This is a genomic window from Rothia sp. HMSC069C04, from assembly GCF_001812895.1.
GTDB lineage: Bacteria > Actinomycetota > Actinomycetes > Actinomycetales > Micrococcaceae > Rothia.
Window position 1 is genome coordinate 74,785 of sequence record NZ_KV810735.1, and the last position, 23,710, is coordinate 98,494.

15 protein-coding genes and 3 tRNA genes are annotated in these 23,710 nt (G+C 63.4%); all 18 read right to left on the reverse strand.

Annotation, left to right across the window (positions count from 1 at the left end):
* Positions 1–160 precede the first annotated feature (160 nt).
* Positions 161–4,543, reverse strand: a complete 4,383-nt coding sequence (locus tag HMPREF2879_RS02545; protein WP_210399473.1) for a non-ribosomal peptide synthetase — start codon at positions 4,541–4,543, stop codon at positions 161–163.
* Between the two features lie 244 nt (positions 4,544–4,787).
* Positions 4,788–5,015, reverse strand: a complete 228-nt coding sequence (locus HMPREF2879_RS02550; RefSeq protein WP_070634748.1) for a phosphopantetheine-binding protein — start codon at positions 5,013–5,015, stop codon at positions 4,788–4,790.
* 66 nt (positions 5,016–5,081) lie between these two features.
* The gene (locus HMPREF2879_RS02555; RefSeq protein ID WP_070634749.1) at positions 5,082–6,782 is read right to left on the reverse strand and encodes a (2,3-dihydroxybenzoyl)adenylate synthase; all 1,701 of its coding nucleotides are present in this window, start codon (positions 6,780–6,782) and stop codon (positions 5,082–5,084) included.
* A 255-nt stretch (positions 6,783–7,037) separates the two neighbouring features.
* Complete coding sequence (locus tag HMPREF2879_RS02560) at positions 7,038–8,426, reverse strand: enterochelin esterase domain-containing protein (RefSeq protein WP_070634750.1); 1,389 nt, start codon at positions 8,424–8,426, stop codon at positions 7,038–7,040.
* A gap of 566 nt (positions 8,427–8,992) precedes the next feature.
* Entirely contained in the window at positions 8,993–9,835 is an 843-nt protein-coding gene (locus HMPREF2879_RS02565; protein WP_070634751.1) for an ABC transporter ATP-binding protein, read from the reverse strand.
* Entirely contained in the window at positions 9,835–10,941 is a 1,107-nt protein-coding gene (locus HMPREF2879_RS02570) for a FecCD family ABC transporter permease (protein WP_070605456.1), read from the reverse strand. Before HMPREF2879_RS02570 ends, HMPREF2879_RS02565 begins: the two co-directional genes overlap by 1 nt.
* On the reverse strand, positions 10,941–12,008 hold the full coding sequence (locus HMPREF2879_RS02575; protein WP_080974537.1) for a FecCD family ABC transporter permease: 1,068 nt from the start codon (positions 12,006–12,008) through the stop codon (positions 10,941–10,943). Before HMPREF2879_RS02575 ends, HMPREF2879_RS02570 begins: the two co-directional genes overlap by 1 nt.
* Positions 12,009–12,153: 145 nt before the next feature.
* The gene (locus tag HMPREF2879_RS02580; RefSeq protein ID WP_070634752.1) at positions 12,154–13,200 is read right to left on the reverse strand and encodes a plasmid partitioning protein; all 1,047 of its coding nucleotides are present in this window, start codon (positions 13,198–13,200) and stop codon (positions 12,154–12,156) included.
* Between the two features lie 213 nt (positions 13,201–13,413).
* On the reverse strand, positions 13,414–15,507 hold the full coding sequence (locus HMPREF2879_RS02585; RefSeq protein WP_070634753.1) for a peptidase: 2,094 nt from the start codon (positions 15,505–15,507) through the stop codon (positions 13,414–13,416).
* A gap of 126 nt (positions 15,508–15,633) precedes the next feature.
* Positions 15,634–16,707 (reverse strand): ABC transporter substrate-binding protein, encoded by a 1,074-nt coding sequence (locus tag HMPREF2879_RS02590; protein WP_070634754.1) that lies wholly within the window; start codon positions 16,705–16,707, stop codon positions 15,634–15,636.
* A gap of 368 nt (positions 16,708–17,075) precedes the next feature.
* A complete protein-coding gene (rpe, locus tag HMPREF2879_RS02595) occupies positions 17,076–17,771 on the reverse strand; it encodes a ribulose-phosphate 3-epimerase (RefSeq protein ID WP_070634755.1) in 696 nt (231 codons plus the stop codon).
* Positions 17,772–17,825: 54 nt separating this feature from the next.
* Complete coding sequence (locus HMPREF2879_RS02600) at positions 17,826–19,802, reverse strand: RsmB/NOP family class I SAM-dependent RNA methyltransferase (RefSeq protein WP_070634756.1); 1,977 nt, start codon at positions 19,800–19,802, stop codon at positions 17,826–17,828.
* Complete coding sequence (gene fmt / locus HMPREF2879_RS02605; protein WP_070593438.1) at positions 19,799–20,767, reverse strand: methionyl-tRNA formyltransferase; 969 nt, start codon at positions 20,765–20,767, stop codon at positions 19,799–19,801. Before fmt ends, HMPREF2879_RS02600 begins: the two co-directional genes overlap by 4 nt.
* A gap of 6 nt (positions 20,768–20,773) precedes the next feature.
* On the reverse strand, positions 20,774–21,379 hold the full coding sequence (gene def / locus HMPREF2879_RS02610) for a peptide deformylase (RefSeq protein ID WP_070506019.1): 606 nt from the start codon (positions 21,377–21,379) through the stop codon (positions 20,774–20,776).
* A 364-nt stretch (positions 21,380–21,743) separates the two neighbouring features.
* Positions 21,744–22,592, reverse strand: a complete 849-nt coding sequence (locus tag HMPREF2879_RS02615; protein ID WP_070506391.1) for a PD-(D/E)XK nuclease family protein — start codon at positions 22,590–22,592, stop codon at positions 21,744–21,746.
* A 108-nt stretch (positions 22,593–22,700) separates the two neighbouring features.
* A tRNA-Val gene (locus HMPREF2879_RS02620) sits at positions 22,701–22,775 on the reverse strand.
* A gap of 241 nt (positions 22,776–23,016) precedes the next feature.
* A tRNA-Glu gene (locus tag HMPREF2879_RS02625) sits at positions 23,017–23,089 on the reverse strand.
* Positions 23,090–23,111: 22 nt separating this feature from the next.
* Positions 23,112–23,183, reverse strand: a tRNA-Gln gene (locus HMPREF2879_RS02630).
* Positions 23,184–23,710: the final 527 nt, after the last annotated feature.

Here is a 23,710-nt window from a genome sequence, read left to right on the forward strand (position 1 = left end):
AACGATGCCCCCGGTTGATGATTCATCAACCGGGGGCATTCGTGTTTTAACTGTGAAGGGGTGCAGGATACCCGAGCTGATTCCTGTCGATATGCTCGTTGACTATGCGTTTCTCATGTAATAAATCAGACGTGACCGGAGTTTTGGTTGCCTGGTGCGTCTAGCCGGCGAAGTGGCCGGTCACCTCCGCCAAACGCGCCGGATTCACCAAATCAGGGTGCGTACCCTCCAGCAGCACCGAACGGAACGACGACGCATGCGCCGCCCAACCCGCCGCATCCAGGTACGGCTGATCCTCATGCGGCACACCCACCAGCAACACGTCACCATCAAAGAACGCCTGCTCAGCACCACGCATCAACGCCGCCGAAGCACGCATACTACCCAAGCACACGCCCAACTTCTCCTCCGGTAGGTAACCCATCGCCGAGCCTGCCCTCTGCAGGCGTTCCAGGGTACCCGGCAGGTCAAGCTGCTCACCAGCCGCAGGCTCCGGCAAACCGCCCATACGCAGCAGCGCACGGAAGCTCTCCTGCTCATCCGGCGCAGGCACGCCCTGCCACTGCTCCGAAGGATACGCATCCAACAGGATGACACGCTCAACCTGCGCACCCGCAGCCTGCGCCAACGCCGCAACCTGCACCGCGGCAGTACCGCCCACAGACCAGCCCATCAGGGCAAAACGACGCGGCAGCGAACGCTCCGCCAGGGTCTTCTCAATCTGTGCCAGGTAGCCCTCAGCCAACTCCTGCAGGCTCGACGCAAACCCAGCCTGCGGGTCAGAGAACGCCTCAGCCTGCACAGCATACACACCCTGCTGAGCCGGAAGATGCGAAAGGTACCCCGCATAGCACCAGCCCAAACCACCCGCAGGCGGCAGGATAAACAGCGGCGCGGGGGCCTCGGTAGTATCCGGGACAACGGGCTGCTCACGCTGAGTCACAACGTGTTCGCGCTGAGTCAAAATGTGCTCACGCAGCGGCAGAACCGGCGCGAACTCCGCACCCTCGCCACGCTCGCCCGCAATGGACGCCGCCAAAGCCTGCACGGTCGGATGCGCAAAAAGCGCACCGATGCTCACGCTCAGACCCAGCTGCTCCTCAACCGCGGCAATCACCTCAAGAGCCGCCAGCGAATGACCGCCCGAAGCGAAGAAATCCTCATCCACGCCGAAACGCTCACGACCCAGCACGCCCGCAATAATCGAGCACAGCTGCTGCTCCAGCAGACCGTGCGGGCCCTCAGTATCAGCAGTCTGCGGAGTCAGGTCCAGGGACGCCAACAGCTTGCGATCAGCCTTGCCGGAGGGGCTCACCGGCAACGCAGGCAGAGTGTGCCACAGAGTCGGAACCATGTAGTCCGGCAGAACCTGCGCACAATGCTCACGCGCCGCCTCCACCAGCTGCTCGGCACGCTCAGCGGGCACATCGCCGACCTCCAGCACCGCCGCCAGGGCAGGCTCACGCAGACCGCGGTACAGCAGAGCCACCGAAGCGCTCACGCCCTCAACCGCGGCAAGAGCCATCTCAATATCGCCCAGCTCCAGGCGCTGACCGCGCACCTTAATCTGATAATCCGTGCGGCCGCGGTAGCCAATGACGGCGCGACCATCGGGAAGAATCTCCCAGCATGCCAAATCGCCCGTACGGTACAGGCGCTGACTCTCACCGTTCAGCAGCGCGAGCGCGCCAGCAGGAGCCTGCTCCACAAAAGCCGCCGCGGTCGCCTGTGGGTTGTTCTTGTAGCCGCGCGCCAGCTGCACGCCCGACAGGTGCAGTTCGCCCGTCACGCCCAGCGGCACGGGGTGGCCGGTCGGGTCAAGAATCAGGGTTCCGGTGTTCCAGACCGGCTCACCAATGGGCACGCTCTCGCGCTGCGGGTCGGCGGACGTCTCCCAGAAGGTGACATCCACCGCCGCCTCGGTCGGGCCGTACAGGTTCAGCGGGTACACGCCCAGAACCTCGCCCGCAGCCTGCACCTGGTCCTTCTGCAGCGCCTCACCCGAGCAGACCACATAGCGCAGGGGCTGCTCTCGATCCCTGCCGAAGCCAGCCTCCGCCAGGATGCGGCGCGCCGCCGGCGAAGAGGTCAGCGCCGACAGCATGGTCGGCACAAAGTGCACCGCCGTGACGGACTGCTCGGCAAACACGCTCGCCAGGTAGGCGGGGTCGCGGTGACCATCCGGGGCGGCAATGACCACGGCGGCACCCTCGGCGAGAGGCCAGTACAGCTCCCACACGTGCACGTCAAAGGAGATGGGGGTCTTGTGCAGAACGCGGTCGCCCTCCCCCACCGGAATCTGGTGCTGCTGCCAGCGCAGGCGGTTATCAATCGCGCGGTGGCTGATGGCAACGCCCTTAGGCCTGCCCGTGGAGCCGGAGGTGAAGAGCACGTAAGCGTCCTCGTCCAGGCCGGTTTTCGTGCCCGGAAGCTCCTCTGCGGCGGGTGCCTGTACAGCTTCCTCGATGGTCAGCTGCGGTAGGGTGTGCTGGGGCAGGTTTGCGTGACGCTGCGGCTCCTGGGGGTTCAGCTCTTCCGCGCTCAGCGGCTGCAGACCGGGGCCGTGCAGCAGCAGGGAACATTCGGCGTCCTCCATCATCACCCCCACACGCTCGGCGGGCAGATCAGGAAGCACCGGCACGTAGGTGGCGCCAGCGTACAGCAGGGCGTACAGCGCCACATACTGCTCGGCGCCGCGGTGCACACGCAGACCCACCGCGTCGGAAGGGCGAACACCCCAGTCCAGCAGCTGCGCGGCAAGCGCACGGGCGCGCTCGTCCAGTTCGGCATAGGTGAGGGCGCGGTCGAAGGCGTAGGCGCGTTCCGACTCGGGGGTGAGCACCTCGCCGGGCGCGGGGGCGGAATCCAGCACGGCGAGCGCCTGCGGATGCGCCGCCACCGCGTCACGGAAACGATCCAGCAGGGTCTTGTACTCCAGCGGGTGCTCGGTGCGCGCCGGGGCGGTCAGCTCGCGCAGGGTTGCCAGTTCTGCCTCGGTCGCCAGACCCAGGTTGTTCAGGGAGGCGCCCTCGCGCTGCGCCTCCGCCGCGTAGGCGGGCAGCCACTCGCTCAGGCGGGCGGCGTGATGTTCCAGCTCCTTAGCGGTGTAGAGCGCCGGGTTCATGTCAATCTCGCAGGAGATGCTGTTGCCGCGGCCGGGCATGCCGCGCAGGGTGAAGGTCGCGTCGGCAACGGGACCGGCAGAGATATTGTGAATGCGCGCGGTCGGTACCGCGGCTCCGGACCCGCCCTTGGAGGGGGCCGCCAGCGGCAGCACCGCGTCGAAGGGCACCACGTTAATCTGCGCACCAAAAAGCCTGGACTGGGCGTTACGTGCGGTACGTTCCAGGTCTTCCTGACGAGCCAGCGGGTGCTCAGCGTTGCGCGCATACTGCTCCTTCACCGAGTGCAGGGACTCCGCGATGGAACCGGTCGCCGCGACCTGCACCGGCAGCACGTTCACCGCGGTACAGCCGGTCTGAGCGCTCACCGTGCCCAGGGCGCGGGTCGCCTCCGGCAGAGTGCGGGCGAACATGCGGTTCATCTGCGGCACGCCGAACGAAGCCTGCGGGTAGCCGCCCACACGCGCCAGGTACGAGCCGACGGCGGCGGTCGCCAACACGGGCCAGGAGACGGCGTGCTGCTTTGCCGCATCCAGCAGGGCCTGCTGGGTGGGCACATCAATGCTGAACGCCAGGCGCACAGACTGCGCCGACGGGGAGGCGGTACGACCCGCCAGGGAGGTGTCTTCCTGCTCCAGGGCGCCGCTCGCCTCCCAGAAGGCGACGTCTTCTTCACGGGCGGTGGAGGCGGCATCGTCGGCATCGAGCAGCTGCTGCAGGCTCATGCGGCGGGTTGCCGGAACCGGCTGACCGGCGGACAGGGCGCGGTATATCGCCGCCACGCGGGAGAGGCCGTTGAACGCCGCGAATCCGTCGGCAACCACGTGGGAGAAGGAATGGTACACCCAGAGGAACCCGCCGTAACGCGCCACTGCGCTGCGCACGGTCACGCCCTCATCGGTGGTAAGGGGCTGGGCGAGCAGGCGCTGCGCCCAGGCGCGTACCGGCGCGGGCAAATCAGAGTCAGGCAGGGCTGATTCGGGCAGGTCAGAGGCGTTCTCCTCCCCCGCCTTCGCGGTGCCGCTCAGTTCGCTCTCTTCCAGTTCGCCCCCGTCCAGCTCCCCCTCATCTACGAGCAGGTCAATACCCGCAAGGAACGCCTCCTCGGTCAGAATCTGCTGGGAAGCGGCACCATCGGCAATGCGGGTGCGCACGCGGAAGCCCTCGTTCTCGCGGTAGAGCTGTTCAAAAGCCTCACGCAGCAGGGTGAGGTCGGTGTCCGCGGGGCATTGCAGAACCTCCGCGGTGTTGTAGCAGGGGTTTTCCGGGTCAATTGCGGCGGCAAAATAGATGCCGCGTGCATTGGTGGTCAGCGGCAGCCAGGGGCTGTCAGCGCTGTGCGATGCGGGGTGAGTCGCGGCGGTGCGAAGGTCGGAAGCAGTCCCGAAGCTAGCGGGTGCGGTAGTATCAGCTACGCCCATGGTGGCCTCTCTCAAGGTCTGGATCAGGGATCTGGATTAGGGATGAGGTGTGTGTGAAGGGTCGGGCTACTCCCCCGCCGTTTCGCGCTGGCAGAAGTGCACTAACAGAAGTGCGCTGACAAGTGCAAACGCAGCTACACAACACGGCGCAAAACCGGCGCACAGAAAAAAACGAGGCGAGTAGCAAACACCCCGGGCACCCGTCTGCATTCGCGGCAGGCGGGCACTCGGGGTGCGGTAACGCTTAGCCCAGGCGGGAGGCGATGAACTCCACGGTCGGGTTCTCCACCAGCTCGGTAAACTCAATCACGGCGCCCTCAGCGGCAAGGTCGTCGAGCAGGGCGAATGCGCCCATAGAGTCCATGCCTAGGGAGAACAGGTCGGTGGTCGGCTCGTCAAAAGCGATCTGCAGGGAGTCGGGCTCGACGATGTACTTCTCCATGATGGGGCGCAGGGTCTCAAATGCGGACATTTTTCTCCTCAATAGGGGTAGGAATAAGGGCGTACGGTTTAGCCGAAAATGGTCAGCTCAAAGGGTTTAGCCGAAAATTTCGGCAAGCTTGGCGCGCAGTTCGCGGCGGGAAATCTTACCCACGTTCGTGGTGGGCAGCTCCTGCAGAACCTGCACGCGCTCCGGGATCTTGAAGTCGGCGAGCTTCTTCGAGGTGAAGAACTCGTGCATCGTGCGGCGCGGGTTTTCGCCCAGGTCAGCGCCTTCCTTCGGCACAATGACCAGGCCCACGCGCTCGCCCACAGTCTCATCCGGGATACCCAGAACCACGGCGTCAAAAACGTCGGGGTGGGTCAGCGCCAGCTCTTCGATTTCGTCCACGGCAATCTTCTCGCCGTTGCGGTTAATCTGGTCCTTCGCGCGGCCGGTCACCTCAAGGTACTTGCCTGCAACCAGTCGCACAATGTCGCCGGTGCGGTAGAAGCCGTCCTCGGTGAAGCCGTAACGGTTCGCGTTCTCCTCCAGGTAGTAGCCGCGAATCGTGTACGGGCCGCGGGTGAGCAGGTGACCGCTCTCGCCGCGCTTCACCGGCTGGTCCTGATCATCAACAATCAGAATTTCGTCGTCGGGGCTGATCGGGTAGCCCTGGGTCCTCAGGCGCAGCTCAATCATGTCGGTCGAGCGGGTGTAGTTCACCAGGCCCTCAGCCATGCCGAACACCTGCTGAACGGTGCAGCCGAGCACCGACTCAATCTTGCCCGCAACCGCCGGAGCCAGCTTCGAACCGCCCACCTGCAGGGTCTGCAGGGACGGCAGGGACACGCCGCGCTTCTCCGCGGAGGCGACCCACGCCTGAGCCAGCGGAGGCACCAGCGCGGAGGTGGTCACACCCTCCATCTCAATGAGGTGGAACGCGGTCTGCGGGGACGGATCCGCCGCAAACACCAGCTTTCCGGAGGCGCACATGACGCCCAGGATACCGGGCGAGCTCATCGTGAAGTTGTGCGCGGCGGGCAGCACCACGAGCATGGTCGTGTTGTTGTTCAGCTTGCAGATATCGACCGAGCCGCGCACCGAGTACAGGTAGGCGGCGTGGGTGCGAGGAATCAGCTTCGAAATGCCGGTCGTACCGCCGGAGAGCTGCAGGAACGCCACCTGCTCGCTCGCGCGCAGGTTCTCGGTGTTCTGAATGACGCCGGGCACGAACTCTTCAGCGAGTTCCTCTTCGGTCAGCGGGGTCAGCGGCTCCGCAACGTCAATAGCGACCGGCGGCTCCAGGGAGTTCTTGCGCAGCTCGGCGGCAACGTCCTCGTGCAGGGCGGTGAAATCTGCGCCCGGGGTCAGCGAAGAGAACACGTGCGCCGCAGCGTCGGTGCGGGTCGCAAAGTGCACGAGCTCGGTGGTGCGGTGCTGCGGCAGGCAGAACACCGGCAGCGCAGCCGCCCAGAAAATACCCAGCAGGTACACCAGGTACTCGGCGGTGTTACCCAGCTGCAGCAGCACGCGGTCACCGGGCTGCACGCCAGCCTGAACGAGGCGCGCCGCAGCGGCACGACCTGCCGCCTCCAGCTCACCGTAGGAGAGGCGAATCTGCTGGGGCTTGCCGTCCTCATCGAGCTGCGCGTGCGAGATTGCCACCAGCGCCGGGAAGTGCGGCTTCGCGCGGCAGGCATCGAGCAGGAACTCGGGGATGGTCTGGTCAATCCAGTAGCCGGCTTCGCGGTACTTCGCGGCAAAAGACTCGGGGATGAGCGGCGTGGGGGCCAGGGGGCTACGTTCTACGGTCATCTTCTCTCGATTTCTGTGTCGTTTGCGATTTCTATAGCGCTCACGTTGTGTTCGCAGCGTGATGCCATCTCGTCAATGAGGGCGGGTGCGCACCCTACGCCGGGTACCTTCTTAGTACCCCTCGCGGCGCGGTAGTGTTGCACTTCTCTTAGGCTGTACTTCTCTAGGATACGGGCGAGGCGGTGTTTACCCTAACGGGAACCCAGCACGCCCACCATGCGGGGCGGCTCCAGCGGGGACCCACCCCGTAGAAGCTTAGGCGGCATCTCGCTGCTCCTCCGCGGAGCCCCGCTCAGCGTCAGCATCCTGACGGCAAGAAGCAATCATGCGCTCCAGCGCCGGCACAATCGCGCCGCGCCAGCACGCATAATCATGACCACCATTGAAGGTCGTGCAGCGTGCGTTCTCCAAACCCAGCTTCTCCAGGCGCGCCTTCAACTCACGGTGAGGCGGCACCAGAATCCATTCCTGCTCCCCCACCTCAATCTCAAGGTACAGGTGGCGCAGACGATCAATCTCGCCCGCCGCCTCCAGCTCGTCTAGGCGGTCCATTACCTGCGGCTGCCACAGCGACGAAGACTGCGCAATCGCGCCGCCAAACGCCTCCGGACGGCTCAGCACCGCCAGCAGGGAGGACAGGCCACCCAGCGACTGACCGTTAATCACAATGTTCTGCGGGTCGGTCTTAATGCCGTGCACCGCCTCCAGGTGCGGGAAGGCAATCTCCACCAGGTAGTCGGCAATCGGGTTGTCACCGTTCAGTTCCTTCCAACGGTTTTCACGACCGCCAGAGTGAAGGAAGAACACATGCATCGCCGGAATACGGCCCGCCTCATGGGCACGGTTGAGGGTCTGCTCCATGCCCTGGCTGAACCACATCTCACCGTCGAACTGCACGAACAGCGGCGCATCCGGGGCGGGGTCACCCACGCGGCCAAGCACGTACTGGTGACCGTCAGAGGTCTGCATCCACTCGGGGGCGGGCAGCGCGTCAATCTCTTCCTGAGTCAGGATGAACTCCTGCACCGGCGCGTGCTCAAGCTGCACCACACCCATGCAACGACCAATACGGTTGCACACGGTCTCGGGGTTCAGCGGGTCGCCCTCGCCGGAGTCCAGGGCGGCGCGCAGGCGCACCTGGTCGTCGTCACCCAGCCAGGCGGGGCGCTCGCCGGGCAGCGCCGGCAGGAAGTTGTAGGAGGCACGCCAGGTGGTTTCCATCTGCATGCTCAGCTGCCACCAGGCGGTACCCTCAATGCGGGTCATGAGGGAACGGTCGAGGTTCTTCTCATCGGTCAGGCGGTTGATGAACATGAGCACCTGCTCCGCCTGCTCATTGTGGTAGAGGAAGGTGACGATGCGCTCGTTCTCGCTGATGCTGCCGTCTTCGCGGTGTACCGGCTCAATAATCGGGGTGCCCTCGGAGACGACCTCAACGATGCGGGCGTTCAGCTCTTCGGGGCTGACCGCCTCGGCGATGAGGGCGCTGATGAGGGGGCTGTCCACGCGCGGTGCCGGTACGGGGCGCGGAGTCTTGGGAGGGGTCGGGCGCACAGCCGGCGCAACGGTACGCGGCTGCGCAGGGGCAGTCTGCACAGAAGTAGCCTGTGCGGGAACGGTCGCGGTGGGTTCGTGCTCGCCCAACGGTTCCTCCTTGGTCTGTGGAAACACTCAATCGGTGAGAATCGGTGAGGAGGCGCATTATCGTTAGTTAGCCTCTACTACCTCACTCTATGGTATCCCTTACCCAAACTCTAGCCAAAGGGAAAAGCGAAAGAACCAAAACATGACAAGATGACAGCGAGCGCGGGCATTTTTCTCGCCTCTCTCCCCCCCCCCCCAAAAAAAATGGGGTCGAAAATTGGGGCACCCAGAATAGGCTGTACGAATAGGCGGCACGGATAAGCGACACAAACCGGGCGGTTAAATGAGATGAGGCACCGAGACCGTGCATCAAACCTCTCAAGTCGCAACTCTCAAGGTCTCATGCGGCAGTCTCGGTGCCTCATCTGCGGGTTCCCAAAATGGAACCTACCCAGTGCTCGTTTCCGTTCATGCGTCAAAGACGGGCGAGCACCGGGTAGGCGCCCTACGCGCAGGGGATCCTGGGTCCCTCAGATCCTAACGTTCGCTGCTTGGCGCAATGCCGAGCTTTTCCACCCGTACTGAGACAGGTGGCGCAAACTCCCACGCGGCTTAGGGGCGAAAACTTATTTGCTTTCGCGGGCCGCCGAAATAGCGTCAGCGGCAATATGAATTGTTTGGTTCTCCTTCGGAATAACCAAAGGGGTACCAGTGCATGGATCAGGAATAATGACCGATTGCAGGTCAAAAACTTCCTGAATAAGTTCCGGTGTAATTATCGCACGCGGATCGCCCTGAGCGATAATCCGACCCTGCTTCATTAACACAACATGAGTAGCATACCTGAAAGCAAGGTTCAGGTCATGCAACACCACGGCTACCGTTCGACCTTCGGAGTGCAACTTCTTCGTCAGGTTCAGCACCTCAATCTGGTGCGTGATGTCCAGGTAGGTGGTCGGCTCATCCAGCAGAATCAGCGGGGTCTGCTGCGCCAGGGTCATGGCAATCCACACACGCTGACGCTGACCGCCGGACAGCGCCTCAATGGGACGTTCCGCAAGCTCCAGCACGTTCGCCGCCTGCATCGCCTCCACGCAAGCTTGCTCGTCCTCATCAGACCAGGAGCGCAGCAGCGACTGGTGCGGGTAGCGGCCGCGAGCCACCACATCCGCCACGGTCACGCCGCTGGGCGCCTCCGGGGTCTGCGGCAGCATCGCCAGAATCTTTGCGATAGCGCGGGACTTCATCTGCGGCAGCGGGGTGCCGTCCAGGCGAACCTCACCCTCCTTGAGCGGGTTCACGCGGGCAAGAGCCTTCAGGGTGGTCGACTTGCCGCAGGCGTTCGGGCCCAGGATAACGGTCAGCTCCCCCTCCGGCACCTGAAAATCTACCCCGTTGAGCACCGTATGCTCACCGTAGGCAACCACCATGTTCTCGCCTTCAAGGCGGGTCGTCACACTAGTGTTCACTAGCTCTTCTTCCTTTCGAGGTAAATCAGGTAGATCAGGTACAGGCCGCCAATCGCGCCGGTCACCACGCCCACCTGAATGATGCGTCCGGGAACGGCGAATCGGCCAATCAGGTCAGAGCCGAGCACCATGAGCGCGCCCATGAGTGCCGCGGAGGTGAAGCCCACCCCGCCGCTGCGGGAGAGGGTCTTCGCGATGTGCGGTGCCGCCAAAGCAACAAAGGCAATCGGGCCGGTCGTCGCGGTCGCCAGCGAAACCAGAAGCACACCGATAAACAGAGCCGCCACACGGTACGCATTCACGCTCACACCCAAACCGGATGCCACCTGGTCACCAAAACGAATCGCGCCCAGCGGGCGGACCAGCATCAGCAGCAGCGGAGTCACCACGAGCAGCAGACCCATCAGCGCGTAGGTGCGCTCCCACGTGATGTCATTGAGCGAACCGGCAAGCCAAGACGCCGCGGTCTGCGCCTGAGTCAGCGAAGCACGCACCACCAGCAGCGCATTGAACGCCGCCAGGGTCGAACCCACACCAATACCGACCAGCACCAGGCGGAAGCCATGCAGGCCCGTACGGCGCGTCAACAACCACACCAGCACCGAAGTCGCCAAGCCACCAATCACAGCGCCCAGAGCAACCTCAACGGGGCCGGAATTGAAGACAATAATCTGTAACAGCGCACCGGTCGCAGCACCATTCGTGAAGCCGATAATATCCGGCGAACCCAGGGCATTACCCGAAATCACCTGGAAAATCGCACCCGAGAGACCAAGCGCCGCACCCACCAGAAGCGCCGCCACAATACGCGCCGCACGCTGCTGAGCGAAAGTCACCGTAATCTGCTTGCCCTCACCCAGCAGCGCCGGGATCAGCTTCTCCGGGGCGATCTTATAATCACCCTGCAACATGCCCCAAAACGCCAGCGCCGCAATCAGCACCACCAACGCCACATTCAAAATCAGCACACGCCACGGCACCTGAGCACTCAGCGGACCGCGCACAGTCAACACCGGGCGGCCACCCAAATCGCGGCCGCTACGACGCGCAGAACGATTAGCTGCAGTGGTGACGGTCGCCGTCGAAACAGCGGAAGAATTCGACATTAGAGAGCCTCCACCTTACGACGAGTCATCAAGAACAAGAACACCGGGGCACCGGCAAGAGTCGCCACAATACCCACCTGAGTCTCCTGCGGAGCCACCAGCACACGCGCCAACACGTCAGCACACAGCAGCCACACCGGACCCAACAGCGCCGAACCATAATTCACCCAGCGCACATCATTACCGAGTAGGGCACGCACCACAAACGGCACCGCCAAACCCACAAAACCAATCGGACCCACCGCAGCAGTCGCCGCACCGGCAAGCACCGTCACCGCCAGCAACGTCAAATTCTGGGTCGTACGCACACTCACGCCGAGGCTGGTCGCCGCCTCCTCGCCCATACTCAGAGCATTAATCGCAGGAGCCACAAAGAACGCCACCAGCATACCCAGCAGAATCACCGGACCCACCGTCGACGCGATATCCATACCGCGGCCCTCCAGCGAACCGGCAACCCACACACGGAACTCGTTATATGCATCCTGATCAGCCAAAATCAGGCCCTGTGCAATCGCCGACAGCGCCGCAGAAATCGCCACACCCGCCAGAGCGAGCTTCACAATCGACCCGTCACGACCACGACCCAGCGTGTACACCAGCACCGCAGCCAACGCGCCACCAATCGTCGCAGCAACCATGTACTGCCAAATACCCATCACGCCAAAAACCACCACGGAAGCAATCACAGCCACCGCAGCACCGGCATTCACACCCATCAGGCCGGGCTCAGCCAGCGGGTTACGAGTCAACGACTGCATCAAAGAACCGGCAACCGCCAACGCCGCACCCGCCGCAAGACCCACCAAGGTACGCGGAATGCGCTGCTCCATCACAATCGTCTGCGCCTGCTCAGAAGCAGTGCCATTGAAAACAGCCAGAACCTGATCCGGCGGAAGATTATTCGACCCGAACAGCAAAGAAGCAGCCACAGCCCCCACCAAAAGCACCGCAAACAAGAACAGAAAAGCCAGGCGCTTACCCAACTTCTGCCCCTGAATCACAGAACCCTGACGGGACGTACTCTCCTGCTGAACATCTCGGGACAATGAGCTCGTGAAGGCCACTATGCTCCTTATGCTCGATACAAGAAAACGGGGAGGCATACCCGGCGCACCCACACCACACGAGGGGCACCCGGCACACCGGTAGATAATGAGAGAAACGCCGGAGCGGGCGGGTTACTCCCCCACCCGCATCCGACGTTAAGTCTTAGCGCTTACGGGTCAGCAGCAGTGCAGCGGCACCCACAATGCTTACGCCCAGAACCACCACGCCAATCCACGGGAACGCAGCACCGTAAGTCACGGTCTGAACAGTGGATGCGGTGTTAGCGGAGTTCGAAGCCGAAGCGCTCGGGCTCGACGCGGTACCGCGTGCAACAGCCGAAGAAGATGCGCTCGCCGAAGCGGTCGCCTTCTTCTGGGCATTTGCAGAAGCCGAAGCAGCAGGCGCAGCGGAAGAGCCAGAGGTACCGGAAGTATCGGAAGAGTCAGCTGCCGCGTTCAGACGGTCGTACTCCTCCTTGGTGATGGTGTTGCCGTCAGCGTCGGTGTACACGGTCTCAGCCTCAGCCGCGCCGCCTGCAGAACCATTCGAGGAACCGGTCGAGCCGCCATTGGACGAGGACTCGTTGGAATCGTTAGAGCCCTGAGCCTCGTCTGCAGAGTCTGAGTTGTTAGAGTTCGAGCCGCCGTTCGAGGAACCACCGTTGCTCTTCGAGCTGGAAGAGCCGCGGTTCGAGGAAGAACCCGAAGAGTTCGAGGAGGAATTATCCGAACCGCCCTCACCCACCACGGTGAACTCGGGGCTGCGGTTGCTGTACGCCTCGGTACCCAGGTACTTGCCGTCCTTGTCACGCTTCTCACCAGTTGCAAGGAAACGCAGGGTGTGGGTGCCAGCGCCAACATCCGGCAGAATGAAGGAACCGGAGACGTTACCGTTACCATCGGTCTTCTGCTGGTGCACCACGCAAGCGCCCTGAGCCGCGTCGGAGGGGCACAGGTTACCGTCGTCCACCTTCACGGACACCACAGTATTCGCGGGGAAGCCGCTCACGCTAAAGGAAATCACGCCGTGCTCGCTCACAGAAGAGGAAACGGTCGAAGAGGTGCCGGGGGTCGATGCCTTTGCACCGCCCGGAGGCAGAGCGGATGCAGTGCCAACACCCAAGCCCAGCGCCAGGGTTGCGGCAGCGCAGGCGGTCAGCGCCTTAGAGGTCAGGGATGCCTTCGGGGCTCCCGAAAAAGGTGCACGCATGGTGGTCCTTTCAAAATTACCGGGGTCGACACTGAACGCTACCGGGTTCGTGCCAGTGCAGTTCAGTAGGTCGGTGCAGTTCAGTAGGTTGCGACCCGAGTGGTTAGTGGGGCATCCGGCCCACGCCCCTGTTCAAGGGTGCGGGGCCAAGAGTGGGGGGCGTGAGCCGGTGCCGATATGAATGTGTGGTCAGAGCTTACTTCTTGAGAGAGCTTACTTCTTGGAGGTGCGCAGCAGCAGAGCCGCAGCCAAAACCACCAGGCCAGCCGCCGAGAGCAGCAGGTTATTGGCGTTGTTGACCAGCCACTTGGTCAGACCGGTCAGCTCAGTACCCTCAATGACCGGACCCTGTGCCTTGGTGCCAGCGGCGGAGTTCTGCGAACCCTGCGTGTTCTGCGAGTTCTGCGAGTTCTGCGAACCAGCGGCTGCCTTCGCAGCCTTCTTCGCGTTGGCTTCGGTCTTCTGCAAGCTGGTAGCCAGGGACTTCTGCGCGTTCTGAACCTTCGCCTTAGCCTGCACGCGGTTCACGACCGGAGCGGTGCTCTGCGAGAGGGCGGCGAGGGATGCGTCTACGTCGGTGGCGCGGGTGCTGATGCGACCGCCTGCGTTACGCATGGGCACAGGTGCCGTGGAGGTTGCGGTTGCGGGGTTCTCGTTCAGCTCTTCGACCTGCTGGTCGGTGGCGTCCTGCTCATCGCGGGAAACTTCCTGACGAGGGGTAACGGCACGTTCCACGGTCATGTCAGCAAAACCGAGCACCGCATTTTCAGCGCCCTGGTTGCCGTTGTGCACGACCACACGGTAGGTGGCGGCGGGCATACTCACGGTGGTTTCGTAGCTGAAGCTGCGGTTGTTATCCAGACGCTTCCAGCCGGAGCCGTAGAGGGTCTGCGGGGAGTTGCCGAGGTAGGTCGCGGCGTACACCCAAGTGCCCGGTTCAGCGTTCGGCACGGTCACGGTCACGGTGGAACCGTCACGGCTCACCTGCACGCCATTACCCGCGGTCAGTTCGGAGGCGTTGACCGGCTCGGGTGCGTCAATGGGGGCGTACTCCGGAGCCTTGTCGCTGAGCTTAATCTTCTGTCGAATAGACACGCCGCGGTCGTAGTTTTTACCCTGCTCATCTGCTCCGCCCAGGGAACCGGAGAGGATCTGCACGTTGTGCTCGGAATTTTCGGTAGCCCAGCCTGCCTTAGCCAAATCTTCAGCGCTCAAGCCGGTGTTTTCGGTGGTGGGCAGGGGAACCTCAACCTCGAAGGTGCCGTCTTCATTGGCGATTGCCATGAAGTTTGCGGGCGAGTTGCCGCCCTTCTTGGTCAGGGGGTTAATGGCCTGGTGCGCATTATCGGGGACGGCATCCAGGAATTTGACCGCAAATATGGCGCCGCGACCGGGAGCATTACTTACGAAGCCTTCACCGCGCACCACAATCTTGCCTTCGCGCCACTTTTCGGTGGAGATGGTGACATTCGCCTTTACCGGGTTCGCGGGCTTGGGGTCAGCAGGCTTCGGGTCAGCGGGCTTGGGGTCAGCAGGCTTGGGTTCAGCGGGCTTCGGGTCAGCGGTGGGCTCTGCGGTCGGTGCGGGGGTGGGTTCTGCGGTTGCGCTCGGCTCCGCGGTAGGCTCGGCAGTCGCAGAAGGCTCAGCGGTAGCAGAGGGAGCAGCGGTAGGCTCGGCAGTTGCGCTGGGCTCAGCGGTAGGCTCAGCCGTCGCAGAAGGCTCTGCGGTCGGTGCGGGGCTCGGCTCCGGATCGCTCAGCGTAATATTCTGCGACACAGATGCACGACGGTCGTAGGTGTTGCCGTCCGCATCCACACCGCCCAGGGAACCGGAAAGCACCTGAATACGGTGACTGGTACCCTCCACGGTCCAACCCTTGGTCTTCAGATGTTCAGCGGTCAGACCGGTGTTTTCGGGGGTCGGCAGGGACACTACAACCTCGAAGGTGCCGTCCTCGTTCGCGGTTGCCATGAAGTTCGCGGGCGAGTTGCCGCCCTTCTTGGTGAGCGGGTTAATCGCCTGGTGAGCCTCATCCGGCAGGGCGTCGAGGAACTTCACCGCGAACACGGCGCCGCGACCGGGAGCGGTGCTGGTAAAGCCGGTTCCGCGCAACACGAGCTTGCCTTCGCGCCACTTCTCGGTGGAGATGGTCACGGTAGCCTTATCAGCCTGCTGGGTGGTGGCGGGAGTATCCGCGAATGCGATGGTAGTGCCGGTCAGCGCTGCTCCGGGGGTGATGAGCGCGCCGGCGAGAGCCACGACGGCACCGTAGCGGGCTGCGGTGCGCACGGGTCGAGTTTCGGTCATTGTGGTCCTTGAGGATGGTGTGGTGGGTCGTGCATCCCCTTCCCACCGCGGTTTTTAGGTCGCGGCGGGAAGGGTGGCGGAAGCTTCAGCGGGTGATTGCTTCACAGGGTATTTAGAGCGGGGCGTTTAGAGCGGAAGCGCCTTCTTGACGTCTTCGATAATGCCCTCGAGCAGCAGCGGGCCGCCGGTGGAGGTCCACTTGGAGCCGTCCACGAGAATCACGTGGTCGTCCTTGACTGCCTTCAGGTTGGTGAAGCCGGAGGTTTCCTTCGCCTTATTCAGTGCTTCTTCGGCGCCCTGCAGACCTGCGGTACCCTGTGCGTTCGGGTTCTTCTGGCTTGCGCCGCCGAGGGTGCCGAGGAACATGTAGTCCGCGTCGATGGTTGCCAGGTTCTCCAGAGAGACCGGTTCGGAGTGGCCCTGGCCGTTGCGGTCCTGCGCCTCGGGGCGCTTGAGGCCCAGGTCGTTGAGCACCTGACCGGCGGGCAGTTCCTTGAGGATGAGGGCGGGGCCGTTGCCTGCCCAGCGGACGATGGAGAAGGTCTTGTCGCCGTACTTGGGGGCGAGCTGATCCTTCAACGTTGCGGCGCTTGACTCGTATGCCTTGATGACTTCTTCGCCCTTGTCGACCATGTTCATAGCGTTGGCGACGTTGCGGAAGTTGATGCGCCAGTCGCCGCCCGCGTAGCCGCAGTAGACGACGGGAGCGATCTTCTTGAGGGTTTCGAAGGCCTCGGAGCGCTTGTCCACGCCGGTGGAGTCGACCAGAATCAGGTCGGGATCAAGGTTGCCGATCTGCTCGTAGTTGACCTGGGCGACGGTGCCGATAATCTGCACGCCCTTGGCGCGGTCGGCAAGGTAGTTGGGCACGCCGGACTGGCCGCGACCGGAGACGGAACCGACGGGGGTCACGCCGAGGGCGAGCAGGCCGTCGAGGGTGGGTTCAGAGAGGACGATAACCTTCTGCGGGTTGGCGGGAACTTCTACATTCTCGTCGTCAATGTCCTTGATGGTGCGGGTACCGCTGTTGCCACCGGAGGTGGAACCGCCGGAAGTGGTGGTCGTGGTGGTCTCGCTGCTGCATGCCGCGAGGGCGAGAGCAGCCGAGGAGGCGAGCGCCAGGCCGAAGAATGCGCGGCGGTTAACGCCCGATGCGCCGTGGTTTTCGGCGTCGGTCAGCTCGGTTCGGTTGAAAGACATAGTTCCCCCTAGATATGACTAAACTATACCTAACCTTACAGATATCTGAGTGTTACATCAAGGCGGGTTCAGCTTGGATTCTCCGACCGCAGGAATGCCCGGTTTTGCCGCGGAATTGCGCGGGGTAACGTATTTCACGCTTTGTCATAGTCTTGCTGACACTACGTCACTTAAATGGGGGTCTATCCCCTGCTATTACCTTGCTATAAATCTGCGGTGGTTGAGAACGCCTGGCACGCAAAACGCCCCGCCGCGAAGAGCCGCGACGGGGCGCAGACTTCACAACGGGGCGTTGAGGTTTTATAGACGCGGGGGTGTCATCGATGCGGGGCACCGTTACAAGCAAGCACCGTTACCGGCAAGCACCGCTAGCAGCCGCAACCGGCGCCGGAACGCTTGACCGATGCGGCCGCCGCACGCAGGGAGGCGATTGCCGCCTCCGGACCGCCGAGCGCCTCGTCCACACCGTAGACCGAGCTACCGGCAACGAAGCAGGTTGCGCCCGCATCCGCGGCACGCAGGATGGTCTCTTCGGTGATGCCGCCATCCACCTGCACGGTCACCGGCAGGTTCGCACCCTCAATCGCCTTGGCGGCGCGGGCGATCTTCGGCAGGGTCACGTCCAGGAACGCCTGGCCGCCGAAGCCGGGTTCCACGGTCATGATTAGCAGCATGTCCAGTTCGCTGAGCATGTCCAGGTAGGGTTCCACAGCGGTTGCCGGGCGCAGCGCCATACCCGCCTTCGCACCCTCAGCACGCAAGGTGCGCGCCAGCTTGATGGGGGCGATAGCCGCCTCCGCGTGGAAGGTCACCGATTCGCAGCCCATGCTGGCGTATTCGGGTGCCCAACGGTCGGCGTCCTCAATCATCAGGTGCACGTCGAACGGCACCGGGGAGATTTCGCGCAGACGCTTGACCACCGGCGGGCCCCAGGTGAGGTTGGGGACGAAGTGGTTGTCCATCACGTCAATATGCGCGGCGTCTGCGGTGGAAATGCGCTCCAGCTCGCGCTGCAGATTCGCGAAATCCGCCGAGAGAATCGAGGGGTTAATGGCAATACCCATGGGGTTCCTTTCAAATCCGTGCCGTATGGCGAATGATGCTAGGCGGTGAAGCGGCTAGTTCTTACGCAGCAGGGCGAGGAACATGGCGTCGGTTCCGTGCACGTGCGGCCACAGCTGCGCGGTGGTCGGGTTCTCCGAAGCCTTCACAACCGGCGCGCCCTTCTTCACCTTGATCTCGGGGGTGTGGCCGGGGTTCTTCTCCCCCGCCAGCACGCTCACGGGTTCGCCGTTCGCGCCTTCGGTGTGCAGGGCGACTTCACGCAGTGCGGCGGCGGAGTCGAGCAGGCTGACCGCGCCGCTTTCGAGCACCTCAGCCACAATGTTCTGGGTTTCTGCCGCGTGCGGGGAGCAGGTCACGTAGGCGATGACGCCACCGGGGCGGGTCGCCTCAATGGCCGCATCCAGGAGCTGACGTTGCAGGGGCAGCAGCTCGGCAATATCGCGCGGGGACTTGCGCCAACGCGCCTCGGGGCGGCGGCGCAGGGCACCCAGACCGGAGCAGGGCACATCCACCATCACGCGGTCGAAAAGCTGACCGGGTTCAATGGATCCGGGCAGGCTGGAGGCGTTCTTGCGCAGGGTCTCGCGGATCTGGCGGCCGTCGCCGGTGAGTACCGTGTAGCTGTCCTCGGGCAGGGGGCGCATGGAGGATTCCACGAGCTGGGCTCGGTGCGGTGCCGCCTCGTTGGCGACCAGGGATGCGCCGCGCTGAATACCGAGCGCGCCGAGGAGTGCCGCCTTACCGCCGGGGCCCGCGCACAGGTCGAGCCAGGCGGTGTCGGTGCCGTCCAGGGGTGCTGCGGCGAGCGCGCGTGCTACCAGCTGGGAGCCGGCATCCTGGGCACGGACGGTGCCTTCACGTACGGATTCCAGGCGTGCCAAGTCACCGGAGGTGTACAGCGCCGAGCCCTCAACCAGCTCGCCGTCGACTGCTCCCTGTTCGCGTGCCTCGTCGAGGCTGCCCAGGCCGGGCAGTGCCACCAGGTTCACCACGGGGGCGAGGTTGTCCGCTTCGAGCAGCTGCTCAATTTCGGAGGCGGGGCGGCCGTGCGCGACGAGTGCCTGACGCATGGAACGCACAATCCAGGCGGGGTGCGAGGCGAGTAGCGCCATGCGCTCAGTGTCGTCCTTCGCGTCCTCGATGATGAGTTCGTACCACTCTTCGGGGGTGCGCTCGGAGACGCGGCGCAGCACCGCGTTGATGAAGCTTGCCGGGCCCGCACCGATCTTTTCGCGTGCCAGGGACACGCTCTGGTTCAGCGCCGCGTGGGCGGGAACGCGCATGTTCAGCAACTGGTGCACGCCCATGCGCAACACGATCAGGGTGGTGGTGCCGACCTTCTCGATGGGGCGGTCTACGCAGCGGCTGAGGATTGCGTCGTAGGTGCCCTGGTGGCGTAGCGTGCCGTAGGTCAGCTCGGTGGCGAAGCCTGCGTCGCGGTGGTCGAGGCGGTGGCTACGGATCGCCTTGGGCAGCACAAGGTTCGCGTAGGCGTCAGATTCCGCCACGGAGCGCAGTACGTCGAAGACGGTTGCGCGTGCGGTGTCTGCGGTACGCGAGCGTGCGGAGGGTGCCGCCGCGGAGAATTCGCGGGCGGACATGGAGCGGCGGTTGCGTTCGTGGCCGCTCTTATTGCGCTGGGAGGTGCCGCCGCCACCGCGTTTGGTGTCGTCGTGTTCGGTCTTGGCGCGGCGTGCGGCGCGTTCGACGCTGGTCAGGCCGTCAAAGCGGCGGCCGGTGCGGGATTCTGCGCGGTTCTCATGACGATTTTCGCCGCGCGGCTCGAAGCGCTTCTTGTCGCCGCGGGAGTTGTTATCCCACTTCTGCTGGCGGTTCTGCTCGCCTGCACCCGAGCCATTACCCGAGCCGGAGCGGCGGCGACGCTTACGCTTCGCGCCGCCCTGGCCGCCGCCCTGGTTGAACTTACCCTGACCGCTACCCTGGCTGAACTTGCCGTTGCCGGGCTTGCCATTGCCAGCGTGACCGGATTTGCCGTGTCCTCCCTTGTAGGGGCGCTTTTCGTTGCTCATGCGAGTACCACCAGGCCTTCCGCCATGTCCTTGCCAGCGCCGCGAGCCCACGCGGGCGCATCCATCATTTTCTTACCGGCAGGCTGAACCTGCAGCAGCATCAGGGGTTCGGTACCGGTGCCGACCAGTACCTTCTTTGCGTGCAGACGCACCGCACCGGGTGCGAGGGGGCCGCCGTTCGCCTCGGTCAGGGACTGCACCAGGCGCTCGTCGGCAACCGCCAGGCCACCGATCTTGAAGCGGTTTTCGCCCAGTTCGCACCATGCACCGGGTTCGGGGGTCACGCCGCGGAAGCGTGCCAGGATTTGCTCGGCGGGTTCGGTCCAGGTGAGGCGGCCGTCGGCAATGCTCATCTTGGAGGCGTAGCTGACCGATTCGTCCTCGATCTGCACGGTGCCGTTCTCGCCCGCTTCGAGGCGTTCGAAGGTGCGTTCAAGCAGTGCGCCGCCGCTGGTTGCGAGGCGCATCAGCACGGTGCCTGCGGTGTCGTCGGCGGCTACGGGGGTGGATTCCTGTTCGAAGGTGGGGCCGGTGTCCAGGCCTTCTTCGAGCAGGAAGGTGGTGGAGAAAATTTCCTGCTCACCTGCGATGAGGGCGCGCTGCACGGGGGCGGCGCCGCGCCATGCGGGCAGCTTGGAGAAGTGCAGGTTGACCCAGCCGTAGCGCAGGGATTCGAGCGCGGGCAGCGGCAGCAGGGCACCGTAGGCGACCACGGCGGCTGCGTCAGCGTTCAGTTCGGCGATGGCTGCGGCGGCTTCGTCGTTCCAGCGGTTTGCCTTCACGATGGGCAGGCCGAGCTCTTCGGCGCGCTGCGCGACCGGGGAGGGGGTGAGCACGCGCTTGCGGCCCACGGGGGCGTCTTCGCGGGTGAGCACGCCGACCACGCGCACCTTATCGGAGTTAGCCAGGTAGTCGAGCGGGGGCACGGCAACGTCGGGGGTGCCTGCGTAAATGATGTTGAGCATGTGAGCCTACTTTCCGAAGCTACCGAAGGATGAACCAGCAGAACCGGCACCGAATGCGCCGCCGCCACCGAAGGCACCGCCCACGCGGGTTGCACGCTCGGTCACGGTCTTCGCGGCGACCGTGTTGTAGTCTGCGGCGCGCAGGGCACGCATCACGCGCTGGCGGTCTTCACCCACGAGGCGGTCGATGAACAGCTTGCCGTGCAGGTGGTCGGTTTCGTGCTGCAGCATGCGCGCGAACAGGCCCTCACCCTCCAGCACGAGGGGTTCGCCGTGGCGGTCCACGCCGGTCACGCGCGCCCAGTTCTTGCGCGGGGTCGCGGACTTCTGACCGGGCACGGACAGGCAGCCTTCGCCGCCTTCCTGGTCTTCTTCGCCGACTTCGAGCACGGGGTTGATGATGTAGCCTTCGCGGTCGTCAATGCCGCCGAAGGTGAAGATCTGTTTGGAGATGCCAACCTGCGGGCCGGCAAGGCCCACGCCGCCCACGTCGTACATGGTTTCTAGCATGTCGTCGATAAGTCGTGCCAGGTCGTCGTCGAAGACGGTGATGGGGTCGCAAACGCTGCGCAGCACCGGGTCGCCTACGGTGCGGATGCTCAGGATGGTCATGGTTCTCCTCTGCCGGCAGGTGCCGGGAATGTGCTTACGGATTTCACTATGGTGGCAGAACTGCGCTGGTGGAGCCTCCCGGGTGAAACCGCGCTGGCGGGCTCTCTCGGCAGGAGGGTTCTCCCAGTAGCGGGTTCTTCACAGCGGGTGCGCGCCGTTCTGCCTATTGTTCTATTGTCGCCGATTCAGTAGCGCGAATCTAGAACGAATCGAGGCGCTGGGGGTGGAGGCGGCAGGGTGAGGGCTGAGCCTCACCTCCCCACACTCATCTCCCCGCGCTCACCTCCTCAGGGGGTTTGAGCCTCTCCCCTATACCCGCTACTCCCCTATACCGCCCAGTCTTCTAGTCGGCGGGGGTGCTGGCCTATGCCGCAGGTGGCGGCACTACGGGCATGAGCGCGGGGTCTTCAAATTCTTGAACCTGGCGGTCGAATTCCCAGACGCGGCGCAGGGCGCAGAACTTGTACCAGTTGCGTTCGAGCACGGCGGGGTTTGCTTGCTGCGGCAGCACCTGCGTTTCGCCGAGGGCCACGCCCATGAGGACGGGTGCGTCGCCGTATTTCCAGGGTTCCCAGGTGCCTGCGTCGGGGTCGAGGAGGGATTCTTCGGCTTTGAGTCCGGCTACGAGCTGCATGACGACTTTTTCGTCGAGTGCTTTGACGCGGCCGCGTTTGTCGGTGCCTTTGGTTTTGTAGTCGATGATGCAGGTTCGGCCTGCGATTTCTGCGACGAGGTCGAGGGTTCCCGCGTAGCCGACGGTGTCGTTCCAGATGGTGACTTCGGCGGCGAGGGGGCGGGGCTTGAAGGCTTCCCACCATTCGTCGAAGCGGTCGGCGTAGGCTTGTTCGCCGTTCATGATGAGCTGTTCGCGGCTTTCGTCGAGGTTGTGTTCGCGTCCCATGGCGCGTAGGGCGACGTTTTCGGCGTAGTTGTGGACGCGGTCGCCTCGGGCGGCGGCTGCGTCGCGGTATCGTTCGGAGGCGTTGGCGGCGTCGCGGATAATGGCGAACTTGAGGCCGTGGGATCCGGAGGCGCGGTAGGCGCGCTGATCTTCGAGGGCGGCTTTGGCGGCCATGTACCCGTGCCAGCCGCTGAGGTCGTTGGCGTGTTGCCCGATGACGGTGGTGATGGAGGGGACGAGGAGTTCTCCTCCGCGGACGCGCGCGTACATGCGTCCGTAGTCGGTGGCTGCGGCGAGTTCGGGTGTTGTCACGGGGTACCTCATTCTCGGGTGGTTGTGTCCGCGGCTGGGTTTGTACTGCGTGTGGGCACAAATACCGGTGGGCATAATAAAACCCCCGTTCCTTGAAACGGGGGTTATTGGTGCGTGATACTGGGTTCGAACCAGTGACCTCTTCGGTGTGAACGAAGCGCGCTACCACTGCGCCAATCACGCTTACGGATAAGACTATACCGAGGCTTGGCGTGAAGGTCAAATTTTGCGCTCCCCTTTTTTTTCTTCCCGTTCCTTTCCGCCGAGAAGCCACTTGTGTTTCGAAAAGCCACAAAAATGGTGGCTTCTCGAAACACTTGTGGCTTTTCGAGGAGTATGCGGCGGCACCATAGAATCTGGGCTCAGTTTTGCCCAATAAACAAATAAACCCTCAGCCAGAAGACTGAGGGTTTATTTCCTAGTGTGACCCCAACCGGATTTGAACCGGTGTTGCCGCCGTGAGAGGGCGGAGTACTAGGCCGCTATACGATGGGGCCGCAACCTCCGTTAGGAGGTTAGCTGGGATACCAGGACTCGAACCTAGAACAAAGGAACCAGAAACCTTCGTGTTGCCAATTACACCATATCCCATTACTCTATTGAGTTACCGTTCCGTTTTTCGCCTTTCGGCTTTTCACCGGAACGAGTAATAACTATACGGGTCTTTCTGGAGGCGTGCAAGCCGAAATCTGGAGAGACGCCTCACATTCACGGTTTTATGCCCGCTACTTCCGCGTGTTTCCGGGGTTTTTGGGGTTAAAAAGTTTTTTAAATTTCTTCAAAAAGAGGGTTTTGGAGCCGATTTTCCCCCTTCACAGCAGCTCCGAGGTGGCTCGGAGAGTAGTTTTACCCCCCCTCCTCTGCACGCTTTGTGTCCCAAATTTTTTGAAGATTTTTCCTGCACTGCCTCCCGATAGCCAGATGACCGGGCAGTCAGGTCGTCAGGTAACCAAAGCAGCCTGGCGGCCACCCCACCCAAGCAACAACCTCGGGAAAAATCACAGGACCCGCTGCCCACGCCTCCAAAAAACTAAAAACCCAGAGACAACGAAAAAGCCCCGAGGCGAACCTCGGGGCCTTAGTGGAGCGGTTGACGAGACTTGAACTCGCGACATCCA